At 71.9% G+C, this 12,149-nt stretch carries 9 protein-coding genes and 3 tRNA genes; 8 read left to right on the plus strand and 4 right to left on the minus strand.

Translation table 11 applies throughout. The annotated features are described in order from the left end of the window. Window positions 1-19: 19 nt before the first annotated feature. The 8 genes from FKD65_RS40370 to FKD65_RS40405 all read left to right on the plus strand — a co-directional run bounded on the left by FKD65_RS40370 (window position 20) and on the right by FKD65_RS40405 (window position 10,197). Complete coding sequence (locus FKD65_RS40370) at window positions 20-1,378, plus strand: extracellular solute-binding protein (protein ID WP_141584892.1); 1,359 nt, start codon at window positions 20-22, stop codon at window positions 1,376-1,378. A 91-nt stretch (window positions 1,379-1,469) separates the two neighbouring features. After that, window positions 1,470-2,438: a carbohydrate ABC transporter permease gene (locus FKD65_RS40375; RefSeq protein ID WP_141584894.1), complete on the plus strand. Its 969-nt coding sequence runs from the start codon at window positions 1,470-1,472 to the stop codon at window positions 2,436-2,438. Continuing rightward, window positions 2,435-3,226 carry a carbohydrate ABC transporter permease gene (locus tag FKD65_RS40380; protein ID WP_141584896.1) on the plus strand — a complete coding sequence of 264 codons (792 nt, stop codon included), beginning with the start codon at window positions 2,435-2,437 and terminating at the stop codon, window positions 3,224-3,226. Before FKD65_RS40375 ends, FKD65_RS40380 begins: the two co-directional genes overlap by 4 nt. Before the next feature lie 19 nt (window positions 3,227-3,245). Then, window positions 3,246-5,936 carry a sugar-binding protein gene (locus FKD65_RS40385; RefSeq protein ID WP_168221340.1) on the plus strand — a complete coding sequence of 897 codons (2,691 nt, stop codon included), beginning with the start codon at window positions 3,246-3,248 and terminating at the stop codon, window positions 5,934-5,936. A 175-nt stretch (window positions 5,937-6,111) separates the two neighbouring features. Further along, window positions 6,112-7,230 carry a S1 family peptidase gene (locus FKD65_RS40390; RefSeq protein WP_205718439.1) on the plus strand — a complete coding sequence of 373 codons (1,119 nt, stop codon included), beginning with the start codon at window positions 6,112-6,114 and terminating at the stop codon, window positions 7,228-7,230. A 111-nt stretch (window positions 7,231-7,341) separates the two neighbouring features. Continuing rightward, on the plus strand, window positions 7,342-7,908 hold the full coding sequence (locus tag FKD65_RS40395) for a G5 domain-containing protein (RefSeq protein ID WP_205718440.1): 567 nt from the start codon (window positions 7,342-7,344) through the stop codon (window positions 7,906-7,908). A 93-nt stretch (window positions 7,909-8,001) separates the two neighbouring features. Next, on the plus strand, window positions 8,002-8,571 hold the full coding sequence (locus FKD65_RS40400) for a TerD family protein (protein WP_141584903.1): 570 nt from the start codon (window positions 8,002-8,004) through the stop codon (window positions 8,569-8,571). Window positions 8,572-8,577: 6 nt separating this feature from the next. Then, on the plus strand, window positions 8,578-10,197 hold the full coding sequence (locus FKD65_RS40405) for a TerD family protein (protein WP_141584905.1): 1,620 nt from the start codon (window positions 8,578-8,580) through the stop codon (window positions 10,195-10,197). 2 nt (window positions 10,198-10,199) lie between these two features. On the opposite strand, the gene FKD65_RS40410 is transcribed toward FKD65_RS40405, so the two are convergent. The 4 genes from FKD65_RS40410 to FKD65_RS40425 all read right to left on the minus strand — a co-directional run bounded on the left by FKD65_RS40410 (window position 10,200) and on the right by FKD65_RS40425 (window position 12,140). After that, entirely contained in the window at window positions 10,200-11,006 is an 807-nt protein-coding gene (locus FKD65_RS40410; protein WP_240809843.1) for a metalloregulator ArsR/SmtB family transcription factor, read from the minus strand. A gap of 844 nt (window positions 11,007-11,850) precedes the next feature. Then, a tRNA-Val gene (locus FKD65_RS40415) sits at window positions 11,851-11,922 on the minus strand. Window positions 11,923-11,956: 34 nt separating this feature from the next. After that, window positions 11,957-12,027: transfer RNA gene (locus FKD65_RS40420), tRNA-Cys, on the minus strand. A gap of 41 nt (window positions 12,028-12,068) precedes the next feature. Beyond that, window positions 12,069-12,140 (minus strand) — tRNA-Gly (locus tag FKD65_RS40425). Window positions 12,141-12,149 lie beyond the last annotated feature (9 nt).

Raw genomic sequence — 12,149 nt, forward strand, 5'->3', positions numbered from 1 at the left:
CGAAAAGGGAGCCGCAGGAATGCCGACATCGACGAGGCGAGGGGCGGCCGCGGCGGTCGCGGCCCTCGCGACCGTGCTCGCCGCCGCGTGCGCACCGGGCTCGTCCGGCGACGAGCCGGAGAGCAAGGCGCCCGCCGCGGTGAACACCGACGTGGCCAAGGCCGGGAACGTGACCCTCACCGTCTGGGACCAGGAGGTCCAGGGCGGGCAGAAGAAGCAGATCGAGGAACTGAACAAGCGGTTCCAGGCCAAGTACCCCAACGTGAAGATCAACCGGGTGTCGCGGTCGTTCAGCGACCTGCAGAAGACACTCCGGCTCGCGCTGTCGGGGAGCAACCCTCCCGACGTCGTCGAGGCCAACCAGGGCTACGGGTCCATGGCGCAGTACGTCAAGGCCGGGATGCTCCTCCCGCTCGACTCCTACGACCAGGTCTACGGGTGGCGCAAGCGCTATCCCAAGGGCCTGACGGACCTGAACAGCGTCACCAAGGACGGCAAGCTCATCGGGTCCGGCAACCTGTACGGGGTCTCGCTGAACGGTGAGATCGTCGGCCTCTACTACAACAAGGAGAAGCTCGCCAAGCTCGGCGTCCAGCCGCCGAAGACCTGGGCCGAGTTCGACCAGGCGCTCGCCACGGCCAAGGGCAAGGGCGAGGTCCCGATCGCGTTCGGCAACCTGGAGAAGCTGCCCGCGATGCAGCTCTACGGCATCCTCCAGGACGGCGTGACCGACAAGGAGGCCGTCCGCAAGCTCGTGTTCGGCAGCGGCGGCTCCTGGACCGACGCCTCGAACGTCCAGGCGGCGCAGAAGCTCGCCGACTGGTCGAAGAAGGGCTACCTCACCAAGGACGCCAACGCCGTCAAGTGGGACGACACCCCCGTGAACTTCGCCAAGGGCGACGGCGTGTTCATGTTCGGCGGGACGTGGTGGGCGTCCGAGCTGAACGACAAGATGAAGGACAAGGTCGGCTTCATGCTGCCGCCCGCGGCGCAGGCCGGCTCGCCGACGGCGACGATGGGCGGCGAGAGCCTGCCCTGGTCCATCACCGGCAAGAGCAAGAACCCGGACGTCGCGGCCGCCTACATCAACTTCATCACCTCCCCCGAGGCGATGGACGTCTCCGTCGAGACCGGCAACCTCCCGGCGCTCGCGGCGCCCTCCAAGCAGCCGGCCGAGCCGCTGCTGAAGGAGGTGTCGACGGCGTGGGCCGAGCTGAGCAAGAACGACGGCATCACCCCGTACATCGACTACGCGACGCCGACCTTCGCCGACGCGTTCGGCGGGCCGCTCCAGGAGCTCGTCGCCGGGCGCAAGCCCGCCGACGAGGTCATGAAGGCGGCGCAGGACGACTACACCGCCTTCCAGAAGAAGAAGTAGGGATCGGGCCCGCACGCCCCCGGCCGCGCCTCACCCGCGGCGCGGCCGGAGGCGGGGCGGCGCCGGGACGCACGACCCAAGGAGCCCGCACATGACGACCGTCGCGCGGCGAAAGACCTCGAAGTCCGGGCATGACGCGTCCGGTACCGCGGCACGGCCGCGGGGCCGGGCCGCCTCCGGCCATCCCGGGGAGCCCGGCCGGATCGGCTGGCTGTACGCCCTGCCCGCCCTGGCGGTCTACGGCGCGTTCCTGCTGTGGCCGCTGGCGCGGGGGGCGCAGTTCTCCCTCTACCACTGGGACGGCCTGGGCGAGGCGACGTGGGCGGGCTTCTCCAACTACACCGCCACCTGGTCGGACCCCACGCTGCGCGGCGCCTTCGGGCACCTGCTCGTCCTCATCGTGTTCTACTCCGTGCTGCCGTGCTGCATCGCGTTCGTGCTGGTCGGCGCCATGTCGCGGACGAAGATCCGCGGACTGACCTTCTTCCGGACCGTGCTGTTCCTGCCGCAGGTCGTCGCGATGGTCGCGGTGGCCGTGGCGTGGCGGTGGGTGTACTCGGCCGACGGGCCGGTCAACACCGTCCTCGGCTGGCTGCACGCCCTCGGCCTCCCGGACTGGCGCCACGGCTGGCTGGGCGACTTCACCTTCGCGCTGCCCGCGATCGGGGTCGTCGGGACGTGGGTCGGCATCGGCCTGGCGATGGTGCTGTTCCTCGCCGGGGTGCAGAAGATCCCGCGGGAGCTGTACGAGGCCGCCCGGATCGACGGCGCCGGGGCCGTCCGCGAGTTCCTCGCCGTCACCCTGCCGGGCCTGCGGCGCGAGCTGGCGGTGGCGCTCACGCTGACCACCATCATGGCGATCCGCAACTTCGACCTCATCTACATGGCCACGTCGGGCGGGCCGGGCGACGCGACGAAGGTCCCCGCCTACGAGGTCTACAACCGCACGTTCAACACCGGTGAGGTCGGCCTCGGCTGCGCGATCGGCGTCACGCTGGCGGTGCTGGCGTTCGCCGTCACGGCGGGCGTCCGGCGGCTCGTGGAAGGGAAGGACGCATGAACGTCCGGGCGGAACGGTTCGTCAACCACGCGATCCTCGTCCTCTTCGCGGTCATCGCGATCTTCCCCATGATCGGGGTCGTCGCGCAGGCGCTCCAGCTGCCGCACGCGGACGTGTCCACCTTCGGCACCGCCTGGCGCGAGGGGCATTTCGCCACGTACCTGCGCAACAGCGTCATCGTCACCGCCGTCACCGTCGTCGCGGCCGCGGTCCTGTCGATCATGGCGGGGTACGCGCTCGGCACCATGCGCTTCCGCGGCTCCGGCGCGCTGTTCCTGCTGTTCGTCGCCGGGCTGACCATCCCGACCGAGGCCATCGTCGTCCCGCTGTACTTCGACCTGCGCTCGGCCGGGCTCGACAACACCTACGCCGGGCTCATCCTCCCGCAGGTGGCCATGTCGGTGGCCTTCGGCACGTTCTGGATGCGCGCCTACTTCCGCAGCGTCCCGCGGTCGCTGCTGGAGGCGGCGCGCATCGACGGCGCGTCCAGCTGGACGACGCTGTGGCGCGTGCTCGTGCCGGTCGGCCGCCCGGCCATCCTCACCATGCTGCTGCTCACCACCATGTGGACCTGGAACGAGTTCCTGCTCCCGCTGGTGATCGTCAACTCCGACGAGGGGCTGCGCACCGCACCGCTCGGGCTGTCCTTCTTCCAGGGCACCCACAAGACCGACTACTCACTGCTCATGGCGGGCGCGCTGATCATCGCCGCGCCCATCGTGATCGTCTATGTCTTCCTGCAGCGCCAGTTCATCGCAGGAATGCTCTCGGGGGCCGTCAAGGAGTAGGGAAAGAACAGGAGAGTTCATGCGAAGACTCGCCCTACCCGCAGTCCTGTCCGCCGCGCTCGCGGCCATGTCCGTCGCCTTCACGGCCCCGCCCGCACAGGCGGCCGGCCCCGGCGGCACCGATTCGTCCGACGGCCGGCTCGACGTCCTGTTCGTCGGGGCGCACCCCGACGACGAGGCCGGCGCGCTGTCGACCCTCGGCCAGTGGAACGAGTTCGACAAGGCGAAGGTCGGCGTCCTCACCGTCACCCGCGGCGAGGGCGGCGGCAACGCCTCCGGCACCGAGGAGGGCCCGGCGCTCGGGCTGCTCCGCGAGAACGAGGAGCGCCGCGCCGTCGGCAAGGCCGGCGTCACCGACATCCACTACCTGGACAAGGTCGACTTCTACTACACGGTGAGCACGCCGCTCACCGCCGAGACCTGGGACCACGACAAGACCCTGGAGAAGGTCGTCCGGCTCGTCCGCGAGACGCGGCCGAAGGTGATCGTCACCATGGTCCCCGCGCCGCTGCCGGGCCAGCACGGCAACCACCAGCAGGCCGCCCGCCTCGCGACGGAGGCCTACTTCGCCGCCGCCGACCCGAAGTCCTACCCCGCGCAGCTGAGCCGCGAGGGGCTGGGCACCTGGGCGCCGGGACGCCTCTTCCAGACCGGCGGAGCGTCCGGGCCGGCCGGCTCCGGGTGCGCCGCCCAGGGGACGCCGTCCGCCGCGGCGGCGGTCACCTACGGGGTGTGGGGAGGCCGAGCGTCCGCACGCAACGGCGGCAAGTCGTGGGCGCAGGTCGAGCGCGAGGCCCAGCGGACTTATGTCAGCCAGGGCTGGGGCGGGTTCCCGGACGTGCCCTCCGATCCGGCCCAGATCGGTTGCGACTACTACCGGCAGATCCACAGCCGGGTCCCGTTCACGCTCGGCAACACCGACCCGACCGCGATGCTGGAGGGCGCGCTGCTGCCCGCGAAGGGCGGCCTCCCGCTCGGCAGCCGGTTCTCGCTGACGACGGACGCGTTCGGCATCACCGCCGGGCGCCCCTTCAAGGTGACCGCGCACGCGAGCTCGCCGAAGCGGCTGCGGGCGGCGAAGGCGACGCTCGCGGTCCCGGCCGGTTGGAACGTGACAGGCTCCGGTGACCTCGGGACGGTCGGCAAGGGCGAGCGCACCGCGACCTTCACCGTCACGCCTCCGGCCGGCGTCAAGGCGGGCCGCGCGCAAATCGCGGCGACACTGTCCGCGGGGGCCGCGAAGGGCCAGACGGCCACGGCGGTCGAGGTCAGGCCCGCCGTGACCGGCGTCCTGGAGCCGCTGCCCCGCGTGTCGGACTTCGACACCTGGGCGGACAGGACGGGTGTCCCGGCCCTGACCGGGCAGGTGAAGCGGGTGCTCACGCTGGCGTCCGGCGCGTCCCGGCAGGTGCGCGTGGACCTGTCCAACACGAGCGCGTCGGCGCAGACCGGCACGGTCAAGCTGGACCTGGCGGCGGGCTTCACCGCCGACGCCGCGTCCAAGCCCTACACCCTCGACGCGGGCAAGACCGGCTCGGCCGTCTTCACCGTCACCAACACCGACAAGTCGCTGCCCACCTCCAACGAGGGCGGCACCGACGGCGACTACGACCTGACCATCACCACCACCTCCTCCTCCGGCGAGGCCGACGTCCAGAAGGGGGCCCTGGAACTGGTCCCCACGGCCGAACTCCCGAAGGCCGCGGCCGCGCCGGCGGTCGACGGCAAGGAGTCGCCCGGCGAGTACCCGGGGCCCGAGCTGAACCTGTCCCGGCGCTGGGAGGGCTCGGCGTGCGAGTCCGCCGACGACTGCTCGGCCACCGGCAAGGTCACCTGGACCGACAAGGCGCTGCACGTGCTGGTCAAGGTCCGCGACGACAAGCAGGGCACGGTGCTCGGCGCCGACGACTGCAAGCGGCACTGGCGCACCGACTCGGTCGAGATCGGGATCGACCCGCGCGGGGACTCCGAGAACACCTCCACCACGTTCAAGACCGGGATCTTCCCGAAGATGTCGGACGGGAAGCCGTGCTTCGAGCGCGACGCGGACGCGCACCAGGGCCCGGGGGAGGAGACCGCGCCCGGAATGCGCGTGGCCTCCACGGTCGCCGACCCCTACGACGGGTACGTCATCGAGGCGGAGATCCCGTTCACGGCGCTGCCGACCGCGGTGGACCCGCGGCGCATGGGCCTGAACGTCTTCGTCTACGACTCCGACACCCAGGACAAGACCGGCCAGACCCGGATCGGCTGGTCGACCTGGGGCGGCGTCCAGGGCGACCCGTACCGGTGGGGCCTGGTGTCCCTGCCCGGCCACACCCCGCCGGCCGGGATGCCGACCACGCCCCCGCCGCCGGTCATGCCGACCGACGCGACGCGGTCGGTGAACGCCCCTGAGTCGATCATCCAGGCGGTGCGCACGGGCGTCCCGCTGGCCGCGGGCCCGGCGGCCCCCCGCTCGGACACCGCGAGGATCGTCGGGCGCCCCTCGGTCTCCGGCGGCTCGACCACCGTCCGGCTGCTCGCGACGGGACCCGGAACCGCGCACGTCCACGTGTGGGACGGCAGGCTCCTCGGCACCAAGGAGGTCGAGATCCGCAGGGCCGGGCTCACCACCGTGACCGTGCCGGGCGCGACCGGCACCCTCACCGTCGCCTTCGAGGCCGCGAAGGGAGGCACCGCGAGCGGCGCCGTCCGCCTGACCGGCTGAACCGGCACCGGCCCGCAGGCCGAGATGACACCGCCGGGCCGGGGGAGCGGTCCCGCCCCCCGGCCCGGCGGCATTTCCCAACGAACCGCGTTGAACTCCCTCCCGCCGGGGCGCGTACCCCCACGCGTAGATCGACACCCCGGAACCGGGAGGGTTCATGAGGCGCCGGAAGAGCGTGAGGAACAGTCGGCTGCGCACCGCGGTCACCACGACCGCGGTGGCGGCCGGATCCGCCGGCCTCCTGGCCGGCTCGCTGTACGTCGTGCACGCCGAGGGACGGTCCGGCGGGCAGGAGGCCAGGCTCGCGGGCGACTCCCAGGCGGGCCGCAGGACCGCCGCACCCGCCACCGGGCAGGCCGCCGCGAGGGCCGCCAGGATCGCGGGCCGGCTCGGCGACCGCACGACCGGCGCCTACGTCGACTCCTCGGGACGCCCCGTCGTCACGGTCACCAACGCCACCGACGCCGCCGCCGTGCGCGCGGCCGGCGCGGTCCCGAAGATGACGCAGCGGAGCCCGGCGACGCTCAGGCGGATGACCGGCGCGCTGCAGCGCGCGGTCGCGGACATCCCCGGCACCGGCTGGGCCGTCGATCCCGCGACGTCCAAGGTCACGGTGTGGACCGACGACACGGTCACCGGCACGCGGATGGCGGCCGTCCGGCGCACCACCGGCCGGATGGGGGCGGCGGTCCGGATGGTCCGCATCCCGGGCAGGCTGCGGACGTTCGCCCTCGGCGGCGACGCCATCTTCGGCCAGGGCGCGCGCTGCTCGCTCGGCTTCAACGTCAAGCGCGCCCAGCAGGACTTCTTCGTCACCGCCGGGCACTGCGGCAACGAGATCCAGAACTGGGCCGCGGACCAGCAGGGCGCCGAGGCCCTCGGCACCACCGTGGAGAGCGACTTCCCCGGCAACGACTTCGCGCTCGTCCAGACCGAGCAGGGCGCCGAGGGCCAGAGCGCCGTCAACCTCTACAACGGCCAGGCGCAGCAGATCACCGAGGCCGGCGACGCCGTGGTCGGCCAGCGCGTGTTCCGCAGCGGCAGCACGACCGGCGTCCACTCCGGCAGCGTCACCGCCACGAACGCCACCGTGAACTTCGCCGAGGGCACCGTGACCGGCATGATCCAGACGACGGTGTGCGCGGAGCCGGGCGACAGCGGCGGCCCCCTCTTCGCCGGGAGCACCGCACTCGGCCTCACCTCCGGCGGCTCGGGCGACTGCCAGACCGGCGGCGTCACCTTCTTCCAGCCCGTCACCGAGGCCCTCCAGGTCTTCGGCGCCGAGATCGGTTGACAGCCGCGTCGAAGAATCCCGGGCCGGATCCGGCCCGGGATTCTTCGACCGTGTCATTGACGCGGATTAACGGTCAGAAGCACGATTTTCCCCTACGTATGGGGGAAATTCATGAAGCGATCCATTCTCGTTGTGCTGGCCTCCGCCGCGCTCGTGCCGCTCGGCGCCTGCGGGGCGGAGGGCGCCCCGGCCGCGGCGCGCCCGTCGAAGGCCGCGGCGAGCGCGTCGCCGTCCACCAGCGCGAGCACGGTCGCGGAGGCCACCCCCACGACGACGAAACGCACGGTCACGAGAACACGGAAGATCCCGTTCAGGACGAGAAAGGTGAACGACGCGGCCCTCGCCAAAGGCGCGACCAAGGTACGCACTCGCGGGGCCGCCGGGCTCAAGACCCTCACCTATGAGGTCACTCTCACCAATGGCGTCGAGACGGACCGGAAACTGATTCGCACGGTGGTCACCAAGCGCGCGGTCACCCGCGTCGTCGCCGTGGGCACGAAGCGGGCGCGGCGGTGCGACCCCAACTACACCGGCGCCTGCGTGCCGATCGCGAGCGACGTCGACTGCGCGGGCGGCAGCGGCGACGGCCCCGGTTACGTGGCCGGCCCCGTCCGCGTCGTGGGCAGCGACATCTACGACCTCGACCGTGACGGCGACGGCATCGCCTGCGACACCTGAGCCCCGATTCGGATGACAACGAGCGGATCGGCTGAAAGGCTGAGCGCGCACCGTGTTCGGGGTGCCTTCAGGGACAGCGAGGAGGCGACGGCAGTGACCGTCTCAATGGTGAAAGGCCAGCGGATTTCGCTGGAGAAGCCGGGCGGTGCGCTCAGCATGGTCCGGATGGGCCTCGGTTGGGACGCGGTGAAGAAGAAGGGCTTCTTCGGCTCCCGGGAACGGGAGATCGACCTCGACGCGTCCTGCGTCCTGTTCGCCGACGGGAACCTCGCCGACGTCGTCTACTTCGGCAAGCTCGTCAGCGACGACGGCTCGGTCCGGCACACCGGCGACAACCTCACCGGGGCGGGCGACGGCGACGACGAGTCGGTCATCGTCGACCTCGCCAGGCTGCCCGTGCACGTCACCTCGCTGGTGTTCACCGTGAGCTCCTTCAACGGGCAGACGTTCAACGAGGTCGAGAACGCCTTCTGCCGCCTGGTCAACGAGATCGACGGCGGCGAGCTGGCCCGCTACACGCTGACCGGCGGCGGCGCCCACACCGCCATGGTGATGGCCCGCCTCTACCGGCACGGCGACGCCTGGAAGATGAACGCGATCGGCGAGCCGTGCCACGGCCGCACCTTCCAGGACATGCTGCCGACGATCATCGGTCTCGCCTGACCGCCGATGGCCGCACTCTCGCCCGGCGCGAACGCCGCGCTGCCGGTCAGGCGCGTCGTCGCCACCGCGTCCTGCGCCGTCCCCGTCGACGTCAGCGCCCTGCTGGTCGGGCCCGGCCTGCGGGCGCGCTCCGACGCCGACCTGGTGTTCTACAACGCGCCCGAGGTCCCGGGCGTGCGCTGGTCCGGCGACGGCCGCCAGCGCGTCGAGGTCGACCTCGACGCGGTCGACGCCGACGCCGCGGCGGTGCTGATCGCGGTCAGCCTGACCGGCGCGACCACCTTCGGCACCATGCCGGCGCCCCGGCTCGACCTCACCACCGGCACCGGCGACCCGCTCGTCGAGTTCACCGTCCCGGGGCTCGGTCCGGAGAGGGCCATCATCGGGCTCGAGCTCTACCGCCGCGACGGCCGCTGGAAGGTGCGGGCCGTCGGCCAGGGCTACGCCGGCGGCCTTGCCGAGCTGCTCGAGGCGCACGGCATCGAGGTCGACGACCCGGGCGAACCCGAGCCCGCCCCCGCCGTCGGCCCGCCCCCGCAGCAGGCGGGCCCGCCCCCGCTGGTACCGCCTCCCGCGAGCCCGCCCCCGGCGAGCTCGCGTCCTCCGGCACCGCCACCCACCTCGGAGGTCGGCTACGTCGAGCGCTGCTGGCTCGTCTGGGAGGACGCGAGCCGGTCGATGGCGGCGTTCCACTCGTCCACCGAGCACGCGCTCGTCCTGCGCAACGAGGAGATCGCCGGACGCAAGCCGCCCGGCGGCTTCCAGCGGCTCATGGACGCCGCCCATCAGCGGCTCCGCGACGACGCCGCACAGCTCCGCGACGAGCTCGCCCGGGTGGAGCCCCAGGTCACCCCGGAGGTCGCGCCTTTCGACGCGCCGTCCTGGCTGACCTGGCAGCCCCGCGCCGACCTGGCCGAGGGCGTGCTGCTCGGCCGCCTGTCCACCGCGGAGCTGCCCGACCTGCGGGTGCCGCTCGTCCTGCGGCTGCCGTGGCGGCGCGCCGTGTGGATCTCGCAGGGCACCATGCCGGGAGACTCGGCCGCCTACGCCTGGTCGCTGGTGACGCGGTTCCTGGCGGCCGTCCCGCCGGGCGTCGCCGGGCTAGAGGTGATCGACGCCGCGGGCCTGTCGGGCGCCGGCTGGCTGCACGGGTTCGACCAGGCCACCACGTCCCGCCTGCTCGGCGGCGGCGTGGCGATCGGCGCGGGGGCCGCCCAGCGGATGCGCCGCCTCCTCGACCTGGTCGACCTGCGCCGGATCGGAGGCGACGACGGACCGGCCGCCGGCCCCCCGCTGCGGCTGGTCGTCGTCCTCGACGCGGGCGCCGCGCTCGACGGCGAGGAGTCGCACCACCTCCTGCGCCTGGTCGAGGACGGCCCGCTGGTCGGCGTCCCGGTGATCCTGGTGGAGACCGACACGCCCGCGGCCGAGTCGGTGCGCGCCATGCGCCTCCGGCAGTCCTGCAACGACCTGCCTTCGAGCGAGGGCTCCATCGCCGACTCGTGGGTCGGCGCGGAATGGACGCTGACCCCCGAGGTCCTCCCGGACACCGTGGGCGGCACCAGGGCCCCGGCCCTGTTCGCCCACGTCCTCGGCACCCACTCCCGCGCCGGCACCGCCCCGTAGCTTCAGGCGGGCCTGCCGGAGAACTCCCACAGCGCCTCCGGCAGGACGTCACCGGTCTCCAGCAGCGACTTGAGGTTCGCCAGGACGGCCGGCCATCCCTGCGAGACGCCGTCGAGCATCTCCGCGTCGGTGAGCTTCTCGTGGGTCACGGTGAGCCGGACGATGTCCTGGTGCGGCTCGACGAGGAAGGTGACGACCGACGGGTCCTCGGCGGGCTCGGCGCCGGGGTCCTCGAAGGTGACGACCAGCCGCGTCGGCGGCTCGGCCGCGAGCACCCGCCCGACGACGTCGACCGCCCCTGACCCGTCCGTGCGCTGGTGCTCCCAGGCCGACCCCGGCTGCCAGTCCGAGACGTTGGCGTGCCCCCAGTAACGCGCCGTCAGGTCCGCGTCGGTCAGGGCCTTCCACACCTGCTCCGCTCCGGCGCGGATGTAGGTGACATAGACGTAGGTCGGCACGGTCGTGGTCTCGACGGTCATGGCGTACTCCTCTGCTCGGTCCCTGATGGCGCTGAGTGCTCGCAGGCGCGGCCTGTCGAACCCGGAGATCCAGCGCTCCTCGATCTCGTGGATCGGCGCCGGGTTGAGATAGTGGAGCCGCTCCCGCCCCCGCCGCACGACGGTCACGAGCCCGGCCCCCACCAGCACGTCGAGATGCTGCGTAGCCGACTGCCGCGCCATGTTCAGCCGCTCGCACAACTCCCGCAACGTCTGCCCGTTCTGCTCCCGCAACCGATCGAGCAGAAGCCGCCGCGTGGGGTCCGCCAACGCCTTGAAAACCGCGTCCATCACTCCCGGATCATCGTCCACCCCCCCATTATGCAGGTAAACACCTGCCTATCGTCAAGAGCCCAGCTCACGGCCCTGGCAGCGCCCCGATGCCGATCAAGAAACACGGCCGAGCGAACGCCACCACCGCCCTCTGCCCGAAGCCCCGCGCGCCGATCAGGGGGCTACCAGTTCACGTTGGCTTGCAGGGGCTTGTCCCATGCAGGCGCGCATAAGAGGCAGCCCCCCATGCCCAAAGAACCTGAGGCGTGCCGCCAGAAAGACGTCGCAAGAAGGGGAGCTGCCACGGCGGCGGGACCGACCGCCCGATGGCCCAAGGAGGATCGACCACGGCGGGAGGCTGACTGAACAGCCCGGACTCGAAGGTATGAACCAGAGCCGACCGATGGCTTAAGGATGCGCACTCAACCGAGCCCCGCACGCAGGGGGCGTGGGGGACGGAGTCCCCCACATCGGGGGTCTGGGGGTCGCCCCCAGAAAAGCACTGCGGGCCTCCGCGAGAGTGAGCCAAAGGCTCACTGAGCATGCCGACCCGCTGCGTGGGGGACGGAGTCCCCCACATCGGGGTCTGGGGGTCGCCCCCCAGAAGAGCGTTGCGGGCCTCGGCGAGAGTGAGCCAAAGGCTCACTGAGCATGCCGACCCGCTGCGTGGGGGACGGAGTCCCCCACATCGGGGTCTGGGGGTCGCCCCCCAGAAGAGCGTTGCGGGCCTCGGCGAGAGTGAGCCAAAGGCTCACTGAGCATGCCGACCCGCTGCGTGGGGGACGGAGTCCCCCACATCGGGGGTCTGGGGGTCGCCCCCCAGGAAAGCACTGCGGGCCACCGGGGAAGGCGCCAAAGGCGCCGACCATGGTGGCCCGACTCGTGGGCGATACTGGGATTGAACCAGTGGCCTCTACCGTGTCAAGGTAGCGCTCTCCCACTGAGCTAATCGCCCTAGTCCGTGCCCTCCGGGGGGAGGTACGGGGTTGAGGTGGAGACGGGATTTGAACCCGTGTACACGGCTTTGCAGGCCGTTGCCTCGCCTCTCGGCCACTCCACCAGAAGGAGACCTTCTGGGTCATAGCCTGAAAGGCCCCTCAGAGCGGAAGACGGGATTTGAACCCGCGACCCTCACCTTGGCAAGGTGATGCTCTACCCCTGAGCCACTTCCGCTTGCGCCCT

Origin of the sequence: Actinomadura sp. WMMA1423 (assembly GCF_006547145.1) — a bacterium.
In the GTDB taxonomy this organism is placed as follows: domain Bacteria; phylum Actinomycetota; class Actinomycetes; order Streptosporangiales; family Streptosporangiaceae; genus Spirillospora.

Bases quoted from the DNA above. Each gene is read 5' to 3' on its own strand.
- FKD65_RS40370 (WP_141584892.1), top strand. From the start codon at position 20: ATGCCGACATCGACGAGGCGAGGGGCGGCCGCGGCGGTCGCGGCCCTC.
- FKD65_RS40375 (WP_141584894.1), top strand. From the start codon at position 1,470: ATGACGACCGTCGCGCGGCGAAAGACCTCGAAGTCCGGGCATGACGCG.
- FKD65_RS40380 (WP_141584896.1), top strand. From the start codon at position 2,435: ATGAACGTCCGGGCGGAACGGTTCGTCAACCACGCGATCCTCGTCCTC.
- FKD65_RS40385 (WP_168221340.1), top strand. From the start codon at position 3,246: ATGCGAAGACTCGCCCTACCCGCAGTCCTGTCCGCCGCGCTCGCGGCC.
- FKD65_RS40395 (WP_205718440.1), top strand. From the start codon at position 7,342: ATGAAGCGATCCATTCTCGTTGTGCTGGCCTCCGCCGCGCTCGTGCCG.
- FKD65_RS40405 (WP_141584905.1), top strand. From the start codon at position 8,578: ATGGCCGCACTCTCGCCCGGCGCGAACGCCGCGCTGCCGGTCAGGCGC.